Origin of the sequence: Vibrio rhizosphaerae (assembly GCF_024347095.1) — a bacterium.
Taxonomy (GTDB): Bacteria; Pseudomonadota; Gammaproteobacteria; order Enterobacterales; family Vibrionaceae; genus Vibrio; species Vibrio rhizosphaerae.
On record NZ_AP024904.1, the window covers coordinates 530522 to 552492 of the forward strand.

The 21971-nt window shown below is 46.5% G+C and carries 16 protein-coding genes; 10 read left to right on the forward strand and 6 right to left on the reverse strand.

Annotation, left to right across the window (positions count from 1 at the left end):
* Window positions 1–256: 256 nt before the first annotated feature.
* From OCV37_RS17510 to OCV37_RS17535, 6 genes are all read left to right on the forward strand, one after another.
* Window positions 257–919: a DUF2057 family protein gene (locus OCV37_RS17510; protein WP_038185018.1), complete on the forward strand. Its 663-nt coding sequence runs from the start codon at window positions 257–259 to the stop codon at window positions 917–919.
* A 318-nt stretch (window positions 920–1237) separates the two neighbouring features.
* Complete coding sequence (locus OCV37_RS17515; protein ID WP_038185015.1) at window positions 1238–2509, forward strand: coiled-coil domain-containing protein; 1272 nt, start codon at window positions 1238–1240, stop codon at window positions 2507–2509.
* A gap of 411 nt (window positions 2510–2920) precedes the next feature.
* A complete protein-coding gene (locus OCV37_RS17520) occupies window positions 2921–3868 on the forward strand; it encodes a transposase (protein ID WP_038185012.1) in 948 nt (315 codons plus the stop codon).
* A 543-nt stretch (window positions 3869–4411) separates the two neighbouring features.
* Window positions 4412–5593, forward strand: coding sequence for an efflux RND transporter periplasmic adaptor subunit (locus tag OCV37_RS17525; RefSeq protein WP_038185009.1), 1182 nt, complete (start codon window positions 4412–4414; stop codon window positions 5591–5593).
* A gap of 3 nt (window positions 5594–5596) precedes the next feature.
* Entirely contained in the window at window positions 5597–7537 is a 1941-nt protein-coding gene (locus OCV37_RS17530) for a MacB family efflux pump subunit (protein ID WP_038185004.1), read from the forward strand.
* 18 nt (window positions 7538–7555) lie between these two features.
* A complete protein-coding gene (locus tag OCV37_RS17535; protein ID WP_245609154.1) occupies window positions 7556–8959 on the forward strand; it encodes an efflux transporter outer membrane subunit in 1404 nt (467 codons plus the stop codon).
* A 63-nt stretch (window positions 8960–9022) separates the two neighbouring features.
* Here the strand turns inward: OCV37_RS17535 and OCV37_RS17540 are convergent, their stop codons facing one another.
* The 6 genes from OCV37_RS17540 to OCV37_RS17565 form a co-directional block, all read right to left on the reverse strand.
* Entirely contained in the window at window positions 9023–9376 is a 354-nt protein-coding gene (locus OCV37_RS17540) for an SH3 domain-containing protein (protein WP_157635074.1), read from the reverse strand.
* A gap of 160 nt (window positions 9377–9536) precedes the next feature.
* Window positions 9537–10010, reverse strand: coding sequence for an anaerobic ribonucleoside-triphosphate reductase-activating protein (gene nrdG / locus OCV37_RS17545; RefSeq protein ID WP_038184998.1), 474 nt, complete (start codon window positions 10008–10010; stop codon window positions 9537–9539).
* Between the two features lie 5 nt (window positions 10011–10015).
* Complete coding sequence (gene nrdD / locus OCV37_RS17550; RefSeq protein ID WP_038184994.1) at window positions 10016–12136, reverse strand: anaerobic ribonucleoside-triphosphate reductase; 2121 nt, start codon at window positions 12134–12136, stop codon at window positions 10016–10018.
* A gap of 238 nt (window positions 12137–12374) precedes the next feature.
* Window positions 12375–15524 carry an efflux RND transporter permease subunit gene (locus tag OCV37_RS17555; RefSeq protein ID WP_038184991.1) on the reverse strand — a complete coding sequence of 1050 codons (3150 nt, stop codon included), beginning with the start codon at window positions 15522–15524 and terminating at the stop codon, window positions 12375–12377.
* A 12-nt stretch (window positions 15525–15536) separates the two neighbouring features.
* Window positions 15537–16577, reverse strand: a complete 1041-nt coding sequence (locus OCV37_RS17560; RefSeq protein WP_084717526.1) for an efflux RND transporter periplasmic adaptor subunit — start codon at window positions 16575–16577, stop codon at window positions 15537–15539.
* 151 nt (window positions 16578–16728) lie between these two features.
* Complete coding sequence (locus OCV37_RS17565) at window positions 16729–17079, reverse strand: ArsR/SmtB family transcription factor (RefSeq protein ID WP_038184988.1); 351 nt, start codon at window positions 17077–17079, stop codon at window positions 16729–16731.
* A gap of 184 nt (window positions 17080–17263) precedes the next feature.
* Here OCV37_RS17565 and OCV37_RS17570 point away from each other — a divergent pair, with 184 nt between their 5' ends.
* The 4 genes from OCV37_RS17570 to ahpF all read left to right on the forward strand — a co-directional run bounded on the left by OCV37_RS17570 (window position 17264) and on the right by ahpF (window position 21939).
* Window positions 17264–17452, forward strand: a complete 189-nt coding sequence (locus tag OCV37_RS17570) for a YgaP family membrane protein (RefSeq protein ID WP_038184985.1) — start codon at window positions 17264–17266, stop codon at window positions 17450–17452.
* 31 nt (window positions 17453–17483) lie between these two features.
* Window positions 17484–19184, forward strand: a complete 1701-nt coding sequence (locus OCV37_RS17575) for an FAD-dependent oxidoreductase (RefSeq protein ID WP_038184982.1) — start codon at window positions 17484–17486, stop codon at window positions 19182–19184.
* 490 nt (window positions 19185–19674) lie between these two features.
* Window positions 19675–20232 carry an alkyl hydroperoxide reductase subunit C gene (ahpC, locus tag OCV37_RS17580; RefSeq protein WP_038184980.1) on the forward strand — a complete coding sequence of 186 codons (558 nt, stop codon included), beginning with the start codon at window positions 19675–19677 and terminating at the stop codon, window positions 20230–20232.
* A gap of 138 nt (window positions 20233–20370) precedes the next feature.
* Window positions 20371–21939, forward strand: coding sequence for an alkyl hydroperoxide reductase subunit F (ahpF, locus tag OCV37_RS17585; protein ID WP_038184977.1), 1569 nt, complete (start codon window positions 20371–20373; stop codon window positions 21937–21939).
* Window positions 21940–21971: the final 32 nt, after the last annotated feature.

The window sequence follows — 21971 nt, forward strand, 5'->3', positions numbered from 1 at the left end:
TCACTTCATCTGAACAAGTTATCGAATCATAACGAATTTTAAGCTGAAAGTGTCAGAGTTAGGTTGAAACTCTTACAGGGACAGACGCTTTTGTTACAAGGACAGACACTTTTAACTGTTATACATCTATAAGGACAGACACTAAATCGTTCATGAGAGACAAACGGGTTAAATTCTTCAAATTGTCACTTGTAATTCAGGCTAGAACCATGCATCTTTGGTCAGAATAAATATTTGATAAAAAAGGATAATATAAGTGAATATATCTAAGACACTATCATTCACCAGCATGATTTTATTAAGTGGTTCTGCAATGGCAGCGGTCACCATTGACCTCCCTGAATCCGTTGATATTCTGGTTGTCAATGGTGGTAAAGCAGATATATCAAGTGGTGGTTTTTTTAGTTCACAAAGAAAACTACAACTGGAAGATGGACTGCAGCAGATTGTCTTTCGTTATGAGCCTTTTTTTCAAGAAGGTAAAGACAATGTTGGCGTAGAAAGTGACGTGACAGTCGCTGTTTTTAATGCGGCAGATGCAGAGCTGACCCTTCAGGTGCCTGAATACAGAAATTCACGCGAAGCTCGGGAGCAGATCAGTCATATGCAATGGTCACTCACCAATCAGGATGGACAAAAAGTCCCAGTAACCCAAGATAAACTACTCAAAGACGGGATCCAATTCGGACGTAATTATTATACCGAAATGTCTGTTTACAATCAGTCTGATAAAGTCGCATCCGTTCCTGAGTATGCTCCTCAATCAGGGTTATCAGCCAAAACCATTCCGACCCGTTCTACAGCTGCTTCTCAAACTAAAGCTTCGGCATCTACTGCGGAAACGATGCTGCATTATTGGTATGAACAAGCGGATGAACAAACCCGGGCTCGCTTCAAACAATTTATCAATCAGCAATAATTTTTTATCACTTACCGTTAAGCTTTCAGGTCGGTATCGAACATATTAGATCTATCCGTGAATGCCACCGTCTCTGCTTCAGAACGGTGGCATTCACTTAGCTGACATTGGTTATGCAACAAACATTCACTTCTCGCAACTCAGCAACTCAAATCTGAAGCAACTGTAACTCTTATAGTCACGATTATCCGATGGTGATCACTAAACTGGTATAAAAGATAATGCTATGGCAAGGTACTTATCATAAAAACAAGCCATGCTATAAAAACAAACCATCAAAATTGCTAAGTAGATCGATTGAACATAAGGATAAGCAACATGAAACCGATAGCATCCGCAGTCGCTTTATGCCTACTGATTGGCATAGCGGGTTGTCAGAGTACACCGCATCAAACATCATCGGATAATCCAACCGACGAACAAACCCAGTCTTATGCACTGTTCACTCATATTCAAACCACTTATCAGCAATGGGAACAAACTCTGAAAAATGCTGAATCGTTCAAAATCTACTCCGAATCTCATTACAGAAAACTCCAAGAGTCATGGCAAGATGCTCAAGCGTTATACCAAGATATTCAGGCCGACCCGGCGAAAACAACCGAGAGCACATCGATTTTCTCCAGTCAAACATATGCAGACAAATTCAACCAATATATTGACATCATTGAGCAACAACTAAACCAACTTCAGGCTTTAAAGGAAAAAGCGGATCATTTTCTTGCCGATGCGATTGCTGAGATGGATTATCTGGCGCGGATCGATGCACAACACTATGATGTCAGAGGATATAAACAAGTAAATGGTATGTACCATGACCTGTTCGAATATGTTGCTGACGATAAACTAGAAAAAGCACAGACAAAGCAGGTTGAGTTTCTGAATATCGCCAGAGGTCTTGAAGTCAAAATAATGCACCTCAAATATGTCCAGCCATTACAGAAAAAACTCACGCTATTAAAACAGGAAGATTTTAACGAGGTAGCGCCTATCACCTTTGCTAAAGCCAATCACCAGATCCAATTAGTCGAGGCAACGGTTCAGTCCAATCCCAGAGATATTGAAGTCATCGAAAAAGCAGCGCAACTTGGTCAGTTTGAAATTGCTCATCTAGAACAAGTCACACATATGGTGAAACAATTGCATAGTATTGAGAATGGTCAATTTGAACCATTTGTTCTGGAAATCGAGAATAAACTACTGGCTATTTCACAAGCTATCAACAATTCAGACTACCGAGATCAAGTGCTGAGAGAACAGACGAACCGTATTCTAGAGAGTGTCGCCGCCCTTCAACAGCTGGCACAAACGCAACAAGAAAGTTGGCAGGCCAAAAGCACGGCCCAACAACAAAACAACCAGAAGCTACAAACCGCACTGACAGAAGCCAACCAACAACAGCAAAAACTACGAGAACAATTGCTTCAAGAACAAACCCATGTAAAAAATCTAGAGACTTTAGTGGCACTCCTGAAATCACAACAATCCACCTCAAAAATAACGCCTCAATCAGAGCAAAAAGAGTTGAAGAAAGCAGAGCAAAACCAATCCTCCCAACAAACAGAGTCGGAAGAAATAGAGGCACAATAAATCACATTTCAACCTAACCAATTGATTTTATTATAACAGGGATGACAATTTGTCATCCCTGTGTCTTCTGGGGACAGACATCCTTGCCTTCTGAGGACAGACATCCTAACGACATACCATGTTTACTTTATGTGCCTCTTCTTGCGTTCAGTGTTCGCAGCTATTCGCAGAGCTATTCGCAGGACAGACACTTTAAGAATTATCTTCATAGTTATGGCACGTTCTTAGTTTTCTGAGAGTTTTCTGAGGACAGGCATCGTAGGGTGAAGGACACATCCAGTATGTCATTCTTTATCAACATAATAATTACATTAAAAAAGCAGACATTACTCGTACCATGGGAATTCACCTCTTCTCCCTTCTTCTTGAATTCGACATACTTCCGGCATTACTCACTGACAATTTATCCTGATGACCATTGCAAGAGCACAGTTAGTTTCTCCTGAGATCACCGCCTACTATCATTGCGTCTCACGTTGTGTCCGACGTGCCTTCTTGTGCGGTGAAGACCAACTCACTGGTAAATCCTACGAACACCGACGTTATTGGGTTGAGCAACGTATTTTGACTTTAGCCCAAGTATTCTGTATCGATATCTGCGCCTATGCCGTAATGAGCAACCATTATCATTTGGTTGTTCATATTAATCAGAAAAAAGCAGAACATTTATCAGATCGCGAAGTCGTTGAGCGTTGGGGGAAAGAGCATCGATTACCACTTTTGCTCCTTAAATATCTAAAAAATCAGCTCACGACAGCTGAAATACATACCTGTCGAAAGATCATCCACGTCTGGCGACAACGACTTTACTCTCTCAGCTGGCTGATGAAAGAGCTCAACTTCAGTATTGCAAAACAAGCGAATCAGGAAGATCAGTGTCGTGGGCATTTCTGGGAAGGCCGATTCAAATCTCAGGCATTACTGGATGAGAAAGCACTGCTGGCAGCAATGGCCTATACAGATCTCAACCCAGTTCGAGCTGGTATCGCTCAAACACCTGAAAGTTCAGAATATACATCAATCAAAAGACGGCTTGATTTACGAAATACAGGTCAATCCTCATCATTAGGACTCTTTTCATTTGTTGGTGAATCAAAGCCTGATGGTATTCCATTCCGCCTGATTGATTATATTGAGTGGGTTGATTGGATTGGACGACAAGTCCGAGAAGGAAAACCCGGCCATATTGACAACAAACAGCCAACCATTCTTATCCGATTATCTGTCAGTAATACCAACGGCTTTGACTTATGTACCCGACTAGAGCGAAAACGATGTTTATGGGTTGGTTCATCGACGCAACTTCAAGCCGTTAAAAATCAATTAAAACGCCAACGGTTACATGGTGTATCAATATAAATATCGATTCAAAAAACTCTGCGCTGTATCCATCCCCTTCCCACAAATCGCTAAGTCAGTCGCCATAACATTAGCCCATAAAGGGCGCTTATCTATCAGTCAATTTTCTTAATTCATCTCAGAAGCGGCCTTATCTCATCCTGCTAGGGAATCAATATAATTTTCAGATATGATGTCTTTCACTGTATTCCGTTAAAGTGCTGTCCCTTGTATTGTTGGACTTAAAATGTGTGTCCTCGTAATTACTACGGAATTCCGGTGTCTGTCCTCATAATTCTGGAATCAATATAATTTTCAGATATGATGTCTTTCACTGTATTCCGTTAAAGTGCTGTCCCTTGTATTGGTCCCTTGTATTGTGATATGGACTTAAAATGTGTCCTTGTAATTAATTAATCATCTCCTCGTAATTAGAATTCCGGTGTCTGTCCTCATAATTCTTCCTCTTGTGACTTCCCAGCGGTTATGGCAGATTAGCTATTCAAATATGTCTGAGCTACATGTTGTTTATCCATTTCAACTTATTATGGTCTCCCATCCTTTATGAAAAAGCTTTCAAAACCATGGCTGTTATTCGCTATCATATTATTTCTCGCACTCTCCATCGGTATCGTCTATTGGTGGCAGCAGCCTGAGCCGCAACCGGTTTATGCGACACAAACAGTCAAAAGAGGACACATTGAAAATAATGTCCTTGCAAACGGGATGTTACAAGCATCTAAACTTGTCAATGTGGGGGCTCAGGTTTCCGGTCAGGTTGTCAATTTACCCGTCAAGCTGGGGGAACAAGTTAAACAAGGGCAGCTCATCGCACAAATCGATAGCTTGACACAACAGAATAGTCTCAAAGAGTCTCTCGCTTCTCTCGCGAGTTTGAGAGCACAATATCGTGCCAAACAAGCACAAATTCGTCAGGCTCAACTGGCCTATGCCCGTCAAAAGGCGATGCTGGCAGACAATGCCAGCTCTAAAGCCGATTATGAATTAGCCGAGTCGAATCTTGCTGTCTATCAAGCAGAATTAGATCAACTCAATGCGGGTATCGAACAAGCTGAGATCAATGTGGATTCGGCTAAAGTTGATCTGGGTTATACAACCATTTCAGCGCCGATGGATGGCACGGTTGTATATACCGCAGTCGAAGTAGGTCAAACCGTCAATGCTAACCAGACAACACCGACAATTGTTGAATTGGCAGACTTGAAACAAATGACCGTGAAAGCCGAAATATCCGAAGCCGATGTCATACACGTTCATCCGGGGCAACCTGTCTATTTCACGATCCTCGGCCAGCCTCATCATCGTTATCACGCGATATTACGGGCCATTGAACCCGGTCCGACGGTGATGGATGGTGATGATAGTGATATGAAATCGAACGATTCTGAAGCGATCTACTATAACGGTCTGTTTGATGTTGAGAATCCCGATGGTGTGCTACGTATCGGGATGACTGCACAAGTAACCATCGTCCTCAATCAATCGGATAATGTGTTGATAATTCCTGCTCAAATCTTACGCCCCAGCGATAAAGATCCCAATGGTTACCAAGTTCCGGTATTGGTGAATGGTGAAGTCGAATTTCGTGATGTCACGATTGGTATTAATAATAAAGTTCGTGCGGAAGTCCTCAGCGGCCTGAATGAAGGTGATAAAGTGATTCTCAGTTTACCAAGCGGTGAGTCATATACACCCCGTCGTTTCCGCCGCTCAATGGGGATGTAAGACATGAAGGCTCCATTACTTCATTTGTCCGGCGTATCACGGACGTTTCCCGCCGGGGAGCAAACGCTGACCGTCCTGAAAGATATTGATCTCACGATTGAACGCGGTGAAATGGTCGCGATTGTCGGTGCCTCCGGTTCGGGGAAATCAACACTGATGAACATTCTTGGTTGTCTTGATAAACCTTCACAAGGCAACTATCTGATCAACGGCCAAGATACCTCAATCATGCGAGGGGATGAATTGGCCCAACTGCGCCGGGAGTATTTTGGATTTATCTTCCAGCGTTATCATTTATTAGGTGACTTAACTGCGGTTGATAACGTGGAAGTCCCTGCGGTTTATGCAGGAAAAGCACGTAAAAGCCGACGGGAAAGAGCGCGTCAACTGTTGGCACGTCTTGGATTGGGCGAACGTCTCGATCACAAACCCAGCCAGCTCAGTGGAGGACAACAACAGCGGGTCAGCGTTGCCCGGGCGCTCATCAACGGAGGCGATGTCATCTTAGCCGATGAGCCCACTGGCGCATTGGACAGCCATAGCGGCGAAGAAATGCTCAAGCTGTTACAAGAGCTGCATCAAGATGGTCACACGATTATTATCGTGACACACGATATGCACGTTGCCCAATTTGCGGATCGGATCATTGAGATTAAAGACGGTGAAATCATTCGTGATCAACAGCATCATAAACAACGAGGCAACACACCCCGAGAAAATCCCGCACCGCAGGCACGACGCTGGTTCAACGGGGATCGCTATATTGAGGCATTCAAAATGGCCTTGCTCGCGATGTCGAGCCATCGTCTCCGAACTTTTTTGACTATGTTGGGCATTATTATCGGCATTGCGTCGGTCGTCTCCGTGGTGGCCTTAGGGACCGGATCACGACAAGCCATTCTGAAAAATATCAGTTCAATGGGGACCAATACCATTGATATCCGGCCGGGAAGCGGATTTGGAGACCGACGCGCCAACCGAATCAGAACGCTAAGTGCCAGTGATGGCAATGCGCTGAAAACACTACCTTTTGTCGACAGTGTCACCCCGTCGATCAGTAGTAGTGTCACCATTCGCTATACCAATCAGGCCGTGACAGCAAGTATTGAAGGCGTCGGTCCTGAATATTTCCGAGTCAGAGGCTATGAGATTGCGAATGGGCAATACTGGGATCGCAACAGTGTTCAGTCGCTCGCTCAGGAAGCAGTCATTGATCATAATACCAAACAGGAACTCTTCCCGAACAGCGACCCGATTGGTCAGGTTATTTTTCTCAATACATTGCCTGTGAGAATTATTGGTGTTACGCAGCCAAGAGAAAGTGCATTCGGCAATAATGATTCACTGAAAGTCTGGGTGCCCTATACCACGGTATCCGGCCGAATGTTGGGTCGCCCTCATCTGGACAGGCTCACGGTCAGGATCAATGATACAGCCCCCAGTCAGGCTGCTGAACAGGCAATCATTGCATTGCTGAAAATGCGCCACGGTACGCAAGATTTCTTCACGATTAATACGGACACCATCCGCCAGAATATTGAAAGAACAACGGCAACCATGACCCTGCTTATTTCCGCAATTGCCGTGATCTCACTGATTGTCGGTGGTATCGGTGTGATGAATATTATGCTGGTTTCCGTCACAGAAAGAACCCGGGAAATCGGCGTGCGCATGGCCGTCGGGGCACGGCAAAGTGATATCTTACGTCAGTTTCTGATCGAAGCGGTGCTGGTTTGTCTTAGTGGAGGTGTATTAGGAATTTTACTCGCCTTTTTGATCGGCGTGTTATTTTCGTATGGCGGTGGAAATTTCCAGATGATTTACTCCACCACATCCATTATTACCGCATTTCTCTGCTCGACACTCATCGGTGTCCTGTTCGGATTTTTGCCCGCACGTAATGCTGCACGTCTGGATCCAATCGAAGCGCTGGCAAGGGATTAATGACCAATGAATTCAACAATGCTTAAACCATTTTTGGGTATAACAATATCGACGCTCCTGCTTGCGGGATGTACCGCAACCCGCACTGAGTTCAAACCACCGCAAGTCGAAATCCCCGCGGCATGGCAAACTCAGCAGGTCAGCGATCAAGTTAGCCTCAATCCATGGTGGGAACGCTTTAACGACCCGGAACTCAACCAGCTCATTCAACAGATGTTACATATCAATAATGATCTGGCACTGGCCACCCTCACCCTGCAAAAAGCACGTCTGGAAGCCGGCTTGAGTGAAACCGAACAGTACCCTCAATTATCATCAACGCTGACAACTTCACACTCGAAACGGCTGGACTCTGGCAACAATAGTCAAAGTTACTCCGCCAATCTTGCTGTTCGCTATGAATTAGATCTCTGGGGGCGTGTCGCATCATCCGTCAATGCCACACAATGGACAGCGATTGCCAGTGAAGCCGACCGGGAAAGTACGGCACAAAGTCTTGTTGCAACAACAGCATCCCTCTATTGGCAAATGGGATATCTCAAAGATCGGATCGCCCTGAGCAACAAGAGCATCGCCTACGCCAAACAGATTCTGGCGCTGGCACAACGACAATATCGCAGTGGCGCGGTTTCCGAATTAGATGTGCTGGAAGCCAAACGCAGTTTAGCCGGACAACAAGCCGCCCATAGTGATTTGCTGCAATCTTTAACCGAAGCAGAGAACGCGATGGCGATTCTCTTCAATCAACCACCGAGGGAAAGTCGGTTACAAATTCAGTCACTTCCTCAAGGGCCGATTCCTGAGATCGCCGCTGGTGTTCCGGCGGATCTGTTAGTCAGACGGCCGGATGTCAAAGCGGCACTTTATGAACTGAAATCAGCGCTGGCAACCCAAGATGCTACCGTAGCAGGGTATTTACCAACCCTGACATTGACTGGCTCTGTTGGTGACTCTTCCTCGCAATTGCGCGATCTTCTGACCGATCCGCTCGGAACACTGGGGGCAGAACTGATCCTGCCTTTTTTACAATGGGATAAAATGTCACTGAACCGAAAAATCGCTCAGACCAATTACCAAACGGCCATCGTCAACTATCGTCAAACGCTCTATACCGCCATGAAGGATGTTGATAATGCCCTTTCAGCCAAAAAGCACTATCAATATCAGGGATTGAGACTTCAGGAGCAATATGATGCAGCGACAGCTGCAGAGCAGATTTATGCCAGTCAGTACCATCACGGTGCAGTCAGTATTCGAGACTGGCTGGATGCACAAGAGACTCAGCGCAATGCTCAGGAATCGTTACTGGAAAATCGCTACAACCAGTATCAAATTCAGGCCACGGTGTATCAGGCGCTGGGAGGGAGTGATATTGCGCCGCCACTCACGGCTCGCAAGCTTAACTTGCCAGTGGAGAAATAAAGATCATAAAAGGCCAGTGTACACTGGCCTTTTTATACTCGCATCACAGCTTCAGTACACGCCTCAAAAATTAGAGGGCTGATATTTCAGATATCGTCCACTTACCCAAGCCACTTCATTGCGGAACTGAATCATCGCCCAGCCTTGTGAAAACCGATAAACATAAATGTTTTCACCATACGCCAACTGACCAACCGGGCGCCCATCCAATAAGTTATCCCCTCGCACATTCAACCGTTTTGCGGTCACTACATAATGACCCGCTCCCCGGTAAAGCTTTTTCCGGCTCATTTTCTGCGCGGACGACTGATGAGCGTTTTTCTGAACTTGATAACATGCCTGTCCCTTCAAACAGCTATTGGCCTGAGCGGTCAATGTGAAAGACAATCCCAGACAGCACAACATTATTATTTTCATACGTTTTTTCATCATTCTTATACTTTTTTGATATACATCCAGCGATATCGACAAAATGAAACATGTCGCACTGACACATATTCTATACACAACTGTTCTCAATATACAGTTGCCTGACAACAATTACATTGCCTAATTCAGTATATGAATTATTCAACGCTCAACACGACACTTTAAAACGATGAATGATCTGGTTGGCACTACCGCGCCATAACAGTGCCGGGTCATATTGCGCCTGTTCAAATTTGCCATCGATCAATACATCGATCATCTCGACAATAGCACGCTGTTGCTCTGATAAGTCACCCAGTGTATATCCGGTCCACATCCAGATATCCTTACCGGGACACTCATCTCTAACCCTTTTCACGAGTTGATAAATAGCCGTTAAATTGGCGGGGTGAAGCGGATCGCCCCCCGATAACGACAACCCACGGCGCTTGATACGGGTGTCTTGTAAATCGGCGATAATCTGATCTTCCAGTGCTTGCGTAAATGGATGACCAGAATCGGGAGACCATGTACATTGGTTATAACAGCCCCGGCATTGATGCTCGCACCCTGATACAAACAGGGTGCAACGCGTGCCCTCACCGTTGACCACATCAACCTGATGATATTGATGATAATTCATAGCAATTACAGATGTTTGACCCGGCGTTTGACTTCTTCCTGCTTACCGAAATTGAACGGACGCGCATCCGGGCTGCCTAAATAACCGCACACCCGACGAATCACAGAGACTTTAGCCGGATCATGGTTACCACATTTCGGACACACAAATCCTTTACTGGTACAGGAAAACTCTCCGGTATAACCGCACGTATAACATTCATCGATTGGGGTATTGGTACCGTAGTAAGGCACCCGGCTGTAGCTGTAATCCCAGACATTCTCCAACGCTTCCACATTACGCTGCATATTCGGGAACTCGCCGTAACAGATAAAGCCACCGCTAGAAATCGCCGGATATGGCATCTCAAAGTCAATCTTGTCGTACGGATTCACTTTTTTCTCAACATCAAGATGGAAACTGTTGGTGTAGTAGCCCTTATCTGTCACGCCATCGATCACACCAAACTCTTTGGCATCAATCCGGCAGAAACGATTACACAGGTTTTCACTCGGTGTCCCGTACAAACTGAAACCATAACCGGTCTCTTCTGCCCAGCGGTTGGTGGCGGCTTTGAGATAACCGATAATCTTGATCGCTTCATCCCGGAGTTGTTGATGATCATAAACATGCTGTTGATCACCAAATAGTGCATTAATCGTTTCATGCACACCAATATATCCCAGTGAAATCGAAGCCCGACCGTTTTTAAAAATATGTGCAATCGGCTCGTCGGCTTTCAGTCTGACACCACAAGCACCTTCCATATATAGAATTGGTGCCACCCGTGCCCGGACTTTCTCTAACCGGCTGATTCGGGTTTCTAACGCCCGACGTGCCAGCAACAAACGTTCATCGAGAATTTGATAGAAACGGGTCAAATCCCCTTTGGCCTGCAATGCAATCCGCGGCAGATTGAGACTCACAACACCGAGATTATTTCGGCCATCATGAATGAGCTGGCCATCTTCTTCATAAGGACTGAGGAAACTCCGACACCCCATCGGGGTTTTAAAGGAACCGGTCACTTCAACCACGCGATCGTAGTTCAGAATATCCGGATACATCCGCTTAGTCGCACAATCGAGCGCCAGTTGCTTAATATCATAATTGGGATCACCCACTTGATAATTTAAGCCGTCTTTAATAGCAAAAACGAGCTTCGGAAAAACAGCTGTTTTATGATTTTTGCCTAAACCGGCAATCCGGTTTTTCAGAATAGAGATTTGAATCAACCGCGATGCCCAACTGGTTCCTAACCCAAAACCGAAAGTCACAAAAGGCGTCTGTCCATTTGCTGTGTGCAAGGTGTTGACCTCATACTCCAGCGACTGGAATGCGTCATAACACTCTTTTTCTGTCCGAGCCATCGCAAAGGATTCGGGATCGTGAATATCCCATTCGTGGGCAATCGCGAGATGTTTCTGATAACTGGCCTGAACGTAGGGTGCCAATATTTCATCAATGCGATTGATGGTTGTCCCCCCGTAAATATGACTGGCAACCTGAGCTATAATCTGGGCCGTCACAGCAGTGGCCGTCGAGATCGATTTCGGTGTGTCGATTTCTGCATTGCCCATTTTAAAGCCGTGCGTCAACATCCCTTTCAAATCAATCAACATGCAGTTGAACATCGGGAAGAAAGGCGCGTAATCCAAATCATGATAGTGAATATCACCGACTTCATGAGCTTGAACGATATCACGAGGCAGAATACGAGTCTTCGCGTAGTGTTTTGCAACAATTCCAGCCAGCAAGTCACGCTGAGTCGGAATGACTTTGCCATCTTTATTGGCGTTCTCATTCAGCAGATCGGCATTACTCTCATTGATTAAGCCTTCGATTTCTCGGGTCAGCGCACTCTGTTTTTCCCGGGCAATATCACGATCATGACGATATTCGATATAAGAACGAGCCAGCGATTTATACGGCCCCTGCATCAGCTCGTTTTCGACTAACGTTTGAATTTCTGCAATATGAACTTCTTTGTAATCCTTGAGCTTCAGCTCAACAGCCAGCGCAACATTTAAGGCATAGATGGCCAGTTCTTGATCAGCATGTTCGGCTGCGGCTTCGACCGCAGCCTGAATTCTGTCGCGATGAAACGCAGCTCTAGAACCATCACGTTTGATTACAATCGGTTTCACTTTATCTCCTTACCCCTTCATCGTTCACCTTGGGTGAAACACACGATATAGGGTTTCATATCGTTACATCAACACTACATATTGTAGTGCATTTAACGAAAAGCCCTCTGCACATGTATTGATCAGGATCAACAAAGCACAGTGAACGGATAAGATAAACACGATTATTATCAGCAGATCTCATTTATGAAAGAACATCGCTGAAAACAGAAATTTTTTCGCCACCCAGGTGGATTTTTCACTCAAAACGATTTTTCATCACCGCAAAATACAGCACCGGAATCACGATCAATGTTAGTAATGTGGAGACAAAAACCCCGAAAATCAGACTAATCGCGAGACCATTGAAAATCGGATCATCCAGAATAAACAGTGAACCAATCATCGCAGCCAATGCCGTCAACAGAATCGGTTTTGCCCGCACTCTGACAGAGTTGATCACAGCTTCGGAAAAAGCCATCCCCTGTGCATGCTCCTGACGGATAAAATCCACCAGCAAAATCGAGTTCCGAACAATGATCCCGGCCAGCGCTATCATGCCGATCATTGAAGTTGCCGTAAATTGAGCCTGTAAAAGTGCATGTCCCGGCATCACACCAATCATGGTCAGCGGAATCGGAGCCATGATAATCAGTGGCGTCAGATAGGATTTAAAATGCGCGACAACCAACAGATAGATCAAGATCATCCCCACGGCATAGGCAATCCCCATATCACGAAAGGTTTCGTAGGTGATTTTCCACTCACCATCCCATAACACGGCAATCTGGCTCAGACCGGAAGGCTGATGGATATAATTTTGCTCAACTGAAAACGGTAGTGTCTTCATCCGGTTGGCAATCTCAAACATCCCATAGAGCGGACTGTCAGTGTGACCGGACATGTCTCCGACCACCATCACCATCGGAACCAGATTCTTGTGCATAATATAATCATCTGCCGCGACTTGACGCACCCGCACTAAATCAGACAGCGGATACGCGATCCCATCCTGACTGGTGACGCGCATTTCCAGCAGTTGTGCCAGATTTGCCTTATCCCCTTCACTCGCCTGAATCTGAATCGGAACCGGATACTTACTATAATCGGTGTGCAAATAGCTGACCGGTTTACCGCCAATCGCCGTTGCCAACGTCTGCACAATCGCGGCATAAGGGACTTGAACAAGAGCCGCTTTATGGCGATCAATCATCACCTGCCACTGTTGGTGTGGTTCCGGCAGATAAATGTCCACATCGACAATATCGGCGCTGGTTTGAAATAAGTGCCGTATCTGACGCGCCGCTTCCGAGCGCACTTCAGCTGTCGGCCCATAAACCTCAGCCAGAATCGGAGACCAGACCGGTGGTCCCGGCGGTACTTCAACCACTTTTACTTTACCGCCAAATGCACTGGCGACAGCAACCAGCTTGGGCCGGAGTTCGCCGGCAATCTGATGGCTGTCTTTGTCCCGCTCCCCCTTCGGCAGTAAATTGACCTGAATATCCCCCTGATAAGAGCCAGAGCGGTTAAAGTAATGCCGGACCAGACCATTAAAGTTCATCGGTGCCGCCGTCCCGGCATAAATCTGATAGTCATGCACTTCCGGGGACTGATCCAGTACGGTCGCCATATCGAATAACACCCGCTGCGTACGTTCCAACGATGTATTATCCGGCATATCCAGTATCACCTGAAATTCAGATTTATTATCAAACGGCAACATCTTCAGAACCACAGCCTGATATACGGGGAGCAATAGAGAACCGATAATCAGCATCACGATGCCACCACCGAGTAACCACCGATTCCGCCGCTGATGAGGTGATAAAACAAACGGCGCCATGATTCGCTGCACCATCACCCGATTCGGTTCTTTGGGCTGAGCATGAGAGCGATGATGCAATAATTTCATCGCTAGCCAAGGTGTTAATACAAAGGCTACGGCCAGCGAGATAAACATCCCCATCGATGCATTGATCGGAATCGGGCTCATGTACGGCCCCATCAGCCCGGTGACAAACGCCATCGGCAATAGTGCGGCGATCACCGTAAACGTTGCCAGAATCGTCGGCCCCCCGACTTCATCGACGGCATGGGGCAACGAAAACTGCTGACCTTTTAATGCCATATGCCGATGAATATTTTCCACCACCACAATGGCATCATCCACCAAAATACCGATAGAAAAGATCAACGCAAACAGAGAGACCCGGTTGATGGTAAATCCCCATGCCCATGATGCAAACAGCGTCATCATCAGGGTAATCATAACCGCGATCCCAACCACAATGGCTTCCCGCCATCCCATCGTGATCAACACCAGAATCACCACCGCACAAGTTGCAAACATCAGTTTACCGATCAGGGTGTGACTCTTTTCCGCAGCCGTATTGCCATAGTTACGTGTGACATCGACTTTTACATCCGCAGGGATCAACTGATTCTCAAGAACCTGTAATCGCGCTTCAATATCCTCGGCAACCGCCACTGCATTTTCACCGGACTTTTTCGCAATGGCGATGGTCACCGCCGGGATCAGCGTCGATTTATCACTGGTCCAGACGTGCTGAGTCGGCGTATTGGCACCTAAATTAACGGTTGCAATGTCACTGAGGTAGACAGGAGCCTGATTATGCATCCCTACCAAAAGTTGTCTGACATCCGCCACGCGATGGAGAAACTGCCCGATTCGCACTGGGATCGCCTGATTCTGATCCGTGATGATCAACTGCGGGGAATGGACGTTGGCAGACTGAAAAACCTGATTCAGTTGATCAATGGTGATACCAAAACTGTTCATCCGTACCGGATCGAGCCGGACATCAACGATCATGTCATGTCCTCCGACGGTATAAATATCCCGCGTCCCGTCAATGGTTTTCAGCGCCGTTTCGAGACCATGTGCCACTTCCGTCAGTTGCTGTTGCGTCATCTGACCGTTGGGATTACTGAGGGTAAGGCTGACAATCGGCACATCTTCAATGCCTCGCGGTTTGATCACCGGCTCGCCGACACCCACACCGTTCGGCATCCAGTCCTTATTTGAATACAACTTGTTATAAGTGCGCACCACGGCATCATTGCGCGACACACCGACTTTAAAAATCGCGACGATCAAAGCACCGTCCGGCTGTGAAAAAGAATAAATATTATCAATCCCCTGAATCTCGGAGATGATTTGCTCGGCCGGGTTGGTGACCAAATGTTCGACTTCTGCCGGAGACGCTCCGGGGAAAGGAATGTAAATATCGGCAAACGTGACATCAATTTGTGGCTCTTCCTCCTTCGGTGTCACCAGCACCGCGAACACCCCCATGAGTAAACCCACCAATGCTAATAACGGCGTAATCGCTGAATGTTGGAACAGTGCGGCAATCCGCCCGGAAATGCCCAGTTTTTTTTCCATGACACGCCCCTCTTACTGTGCATCGATTGGAAAAACATGGGTCACAATCTGATCCCCGATTTCCAGTCCGGATAATATTTCAACCGAGTCCCCATAATCCTGCCCGATCCGGACCGGATTCAGTCGCTGTGTTTTGCCTTCCCCCTGCACGCGAAATACCGCACTCAGCTCGCCTCGTCTGATCACCGCCGTTTTCGGCACCAAGACAACTTGTCTGTCCCCGGTATGAAATGACGCTTTCACCCACATGCCCGGCGCAAGTTCAGCATCACTCGTTTCCGGTAATCTTAAGCGAATCGTAAAAGTATGAGATTGCGGATCAGCATAACGAAATAACGTATATTGAGTCGGTTGTACCTGTCGGCCATCCGGTAGTTCAATCAAAAACTGTTGCACCTGCGTCACCAAAGTACGATATCGTTGTGGCATTTGAAATTCGACCCGCAAGGGTGACATCCCATAACCGCTCAATAATGGCATACCGGGCGTCACCGTTTCTCCCAATTCGACGTGACGCTGAGTCACAATCCCTGCATAAGGCGCTTTAATACTGGTATAGCCTAATGCATCTTTCGCTTGTACCACTGCCGCCTTCGCTGCCTGAACCGCGGCAGATGTGGTTCGGGCACGCGCTTCTGCACTATCCAGTTGCCCTTGAGACACCGCACCTCGCGAAATTAACTGCCGAAAGCGCTTCACCTGTGTCTGAGCTTCATTATTCTGTGCAACAGCCTGATTCAGCTGTGCCATCGCAGCATCGTAAGATGCCGTTTGTTGGGTCGCACTGATTTCAAGTAATACGTCACCTTGCTGTACCACATCATTCACATCCACCGACATACCCACCACTCGCCCGGAGGTTTGCGCGGCTACCGTACCTTGATTAACAGGCTGAATAATCCCATCGAAAGTGACTTGTTCCGGTACCGTTTCACGCGTGACGGTTTGTGTCTGTCCCGCCAACAATTCTCCTGCCTGTGCCTCTAAAACCGTCTGTCCCGCTAAGACGGTCACCAGACCGAATAAGGACAGTTGCCGTATGTGCTGCTTCATCAGATTCCCCTCCTTTGGCGAACCTCTTGTCGTTTTATTAATGATATGCCGGATTGAAGTTCACCGTCTCAATCACTCACTGCATCCAATACAAAAATTATTGTTTTTCCATAAAAATTGCTTTTCATAACCTTGCTCGTCACTAACTCATTTACGTCTTGCCACTCCGAGATTCAGGCGCTTCACAAAACAACATCTGCAAATTGACAATAATCTGTGCAGCCCGACTATCAGCCAGTGAATAAAACACTTGCTGTGAAGACTTGCGGCACTCGACCAAGTGATGTTTACGCAGCACTGTCAAATGCTGAGAGAGTGCAGACTGGCTTAAAGTTGAGTTCTGCTGGAGCTGTCCGACGCCGACTTCTCCCTGTATCAATTGGCACAAGACCATCAATCGCTCAGGGTGTGCCATCATTTTCAGAAAATCAGCCGCTTCCTGTGCATGGGCTTTGATTCCCTCAATCTCAGTGACTTGGTTAATATCATGGTTGACTTGCATGAACACTCCACGAAAAAGGTCGCAATGATTTTAATATATTAGACAAATCTCATTTAGAAATACAAATATTAGATTATATTAAATTAGACTTCACTAATTTTTAGATCTATAGTCTTCTTTATCAAGATAGAGAGTTACTTTTATAGACTGACTGTCACAAGTCATCCCCAACAAGGAGCATGTCATGACCATTGAAAATGGCGTTCGAATCATGGCCGGAAGCATGGTATTGCTATCCGTCATATTGACTTATTTCGTCCATCCTTATTTTGTCTGGTTGACCGTCTTTGTCGGACTCAACCTGATTCAAAGCGCATTGACCGGTATTTGTCCGGCTGTGTTTATTCTCAAAAAACTTGGCTTAAAAGCGTAGAATCAACCGCAAACGTGAAAAGGCTTAATCTATGACAAAAATTGTAATTATCGGCGGTGTTGCCGGCGGCGCTTCGGCAGCCGCACGGGCCCGTCGTCTCAGCGAAACAGCACACATTCTCATGTTTGAACGAGGACCGTTTATCTCTTTTGCGAATTGTGGACTGCCCTATCATATCGGGGGAGAAATTACCGAGCGCAGTAAACTGCTGTTACAGACACCGGAAAGCTTTCTCGCCCGTTTTAATGTCGATGTCAGGGTAATGAGCGAAGTCATCCACATTGATCGTCAGGCAAAAACAGTTACGGTCAGAAACTTAGTCGATCAGCAAGAGTATCAAGAAGACTATGACTTCCTGTTGCTCAGCCCCGGCGCTTCTCCGGTCGTTCCGTCGATTCAAGGTATTGATAATCCGCTGACGCATACGCTGCGTAACATTCCCGATATGGATCGCATCATTCAAACCATCCAAATGAATAAACCTGAACATGCGACAGTTGTCGGTGGTGGGTTTATTGGCTTGGAAGTGATGGAAGCGTTCCACCGGTTAGGTATCAAAACCACGTTGATCGAGATGGCTGATCAGGTGATGACACCGATTGACCGTGAAATGGCAGGTTTTGCACATGCCGAAATCCGGGCAAAAGGGATCGATCTGAAATTGGGCGTTGCACTGGAGTCGGTTGAATATATCTCAACCGATCACATCGCAAATGTTGATTCAGGAGAGAGCGAAGATCATCAACATATTGCAGGTGAACTAAAACTATCTTTGAACAACGGAGCATCCCTGACAACCGATATCTTGATTATGGCGATTGGTGTACGCCCTGAAATCAAACTGGCTGCACAAGCGGGTCTACAGATTGGTGAGTCTGGCGGTATTTATACCAATGAATACATGCAAACCAGCGATCCCGCCATCTACGCGGTGGGTGATGCCGTTGAAGAGCAAGACTTTGTTACCGGCAAACAAACTTTGGTTCCTCTAGCCGGGCCGGCCAATCGTCAAGGTCGTATGGCTGCAGACAATATGCTGGGGCGCCATGAAACTTACCAAGGGACTCAAGGGACTGCGATTTGTAAGATATTCGACTTAGCAGTCGCTTCAACCGGTAAGAACGAGAAGCAGCTAAAACGTGAAGGTGTAGCGTATGAAAAAGTGTATGTCCACACAGCCAGCCACGCGAGCTATTACCCGGGCGCGGAAGTTGTTTCGTTCAAAATGCTGTTCGATCCTCAAACCGGTAAAATATTCGGTGCTCAGGCTGTCGGAAAAGAAGGAATCGACAAGCGTATCGACGTGATGGCTGTTGCTCAGCGTGCGGGTATGACAGTAGCGCAACTTCAACATCTCGAGCTCACCTACGCACCGCCTTATGGCAGTGCCAAAGATGTGATTAACCAAGCTGCATTTGTGGCAACCAATTTAATCAAAGGTGATGCCGTCGCGATTCATTATGATCAAATCGACCAACTAACTGCCGATCAAGTGCTGCTTGATGTCCGTAATCCCGGAGAGTTACAAAACGGTTATCTGGAAGGTGCTATCAATATTCCGGTGGATCAATTGCGTCAACGGCTGAATGAGTTACCAAAAGACAAAGAGATCATCATTTACTGTCAGGTCGGGTTACGCGGTAACGTCGCATATCGGCAACTGGTCAACAATGGCTTTAAAGCGCGCAACCTGATTGGGGGATATCGCACTTACCTGTTTGCGAAGGCTTGACGTATCAACCGAATGTTCCGGTGTAGAACGATATGCTGATGTGAGCGAATGATAAGCGCTCATCAAGTCATGTTTGACACGGGGAATAGCGGATAGTCATAAATAAATCGTCTTAAATCACGCGCAGCATGTTTCGACAGACTGCGCGTTTTCTTTTATTCATGGATGCGTATTCTCGACCGGGCTGATGGTATTTCAAGCCGAACCCATCGCATCGTCGTATTCATAAGCACACAATGTCCCGCGAAGCCCCAAAGGTGTGTGTCCCGCTAAGCCACATCCCGCTAAGCCAAAGAAGTCTAAAAGTGTCTGTCCTTTAAGAGTTATTCCAAAACAAAATAACAACGTCTGTCCCCGCAAGAATAGTTTTTCCCTATTGAATGAATAGCTACAAGTGATTTTCTTTTGAGTCGAGGCGATGCGAATATGTTTTCCGAAGGCAAGATATTGCAAATGCAAAGCTAACTAACTGAAAGGAAAGTAAAAGATTATGATCAACACAAAAATCAAACCATTTAGTGCAACCGCGTATAAAAACGGTGAATTTGTTGAAGTCACAGAAAAAAGTGTCGAAGGCAAATGGGCAGTATTTTTCTTCTATCCTGCAGACTTTACATTTGTTTGTCCGACAGAGTTAGGTGATCTTGCCGATCATTATGCTGAGCTTCAAGAGCGTGGTGTTGAAGTATTTTCTGTTTCAACAGACACACATTTCACGCACAAAGCATGGCATGACAGCTCTGATACCATCGGCAAAATTCAATATTACATGGTTGGCGACCAAACCGGTAACATCACCAATAACTTCGGCGTGATGCGTGAAGGTCAGGGTCTGGCAGACCGTGCAACATTCCTGATTGATCCTGAAGGTGTCATTCAGGCGATGGAAATCACTGCTGAAGGTATTGGCCGTGACGCTGAAGATCTGCTGAGAAAAGTGAAAGCAGCACAATACGTTGCAGCTCACCCAGGTGAAGTTTGCCCGGCAAAATGGAAAGAAGGTGAAGAAACACTGGCACCTTCACTGGATCTTGTCGGCAAAATCTAAGGATTTTCTGATTTGAGAGCGGGCTGGATGTCCATACGACCAACACATCCGGCTTGCTCTCCCCCATCTTCAATTATCTAGAGTGGTCACTCTCTTTATCTAAAGACGTTTTTATCTAAAGACAAGGTGTAATCAAAGATGCTAGACCAAGCGATCAAACAACAATTAAAACAATATCTCACAAACTTAAAAGAAGATGTCCGCTTAGTGGTCAGTCTAGATGAAAGTAAAGCATCCCAAGAAATTCTTTCACTGGCTGAAGAGATTGAAACACTAAGCGACCATGTCTCAGTGGTGCGTGATAATGCAGCCAGTGAACGTAAACCCGTTATGGCCGTCACCAATCCGGAAAAAGGCACACAACTGCGTTTCGCCGGGGTGCCGATGGGACACGAATTTACCTCATTGGTGTTAGCGCTGCTCCATTCGGGTGGTCACCCGATGAAACTCGAAGACGAAACCATCACACAGATTGCCAGCCTGCATAAAAAGCTGGATGTAGAGATCTTCATTTCACTCTCTTGCCAGAATTGTCCTGATGTAGTTCAGGCTTTCAACATGATGGCAGCAATCAACCCGGACATCCGTGTCACGATGATCGATGGTGCACTGTTTCAGGATGAAGTCAAACAACGTGATATTCTGGCCGTGCCAAGCGTGTTTGTGAATGGTGAATTATTCGGTCAAGGCCGGATGTCACTCGCAGAAATCCTGACCAAACTTGATGACGGTGCCGCCGAAAGAGCAGCCGCCAGTCTGAATGAAAAAGACCCATACGATGTATTAGTCGTCGGTGGTGGTCCGGCTGGTGGTGCAGCAGCTGTTTATGCAGCCCGTAAAGGCATCCGTACCGGGATTGTAGCGAAACGCCTCGGTGGACAGGTGATGGACACAATGGCGATTGAGAACTTTATCTCGGTCAAAAGAACCGAAGGGCCGAAACTGGCAGCCGATCTGGGTGAACATCTGAAAGAATATGATGTCGATGTCATCACTGATCAGCAGGCAGATCGGTTAATGGGAGCAGCTTATACCGAGGATGGCTATATTCACGTCAATCTTGAAAGCGGTGCGACACTTAAAAGTAAAAGTGTCATTCTCAGCCCGGGAGCTCGCTGGAGAGAAATGAATGTCCCCGGAGAACACGAATATCGTAATAAAGGGGTTGCTTACTGCCCACACTGTGACGGCCCACTGTTTAAAGGCAAGAAAACCGCGGTTATCGGTGGCGGCAACTCTGGGATTGAAGCTGCTATTGATTTGGCTGGCATTGTTGAACATGTCACAGTGCTTGAATTTGCCGATGTGCTGCGTGCAGACCAAGTACTGATTGATAAAGCTAACTCTCTGCCGAATATCGATATCATCACCATGGCACAGACAACCGAAGTCATCGGAGACGGTAAACGGGTGACCGGCCTGAAGTATAAAGATCGTCATACCGATGAAGTTCATACCATACTGTTGTCCGGCATTTTCGTACAGATTGGTTTAGTCCCGAACACCGAGTGGCTGAAAGATTCAGATGTGACCCTCTCACCAAGAGGCGAAATCGAAATCGGTAGCCGGGGAGATACCAGTATGTCGGGTGTATTTGCTGCCGGTGATGCGACGACAGTCCCGTATAAACAGATCATCATTGCTATGGGCGAAGGTGCTAAGGCCAGTCTCGGAGCATTCGATTACCTGATTCGTCATCAGGGCTGATCATCTGAACGAATACAGGGAATCGTCAACGA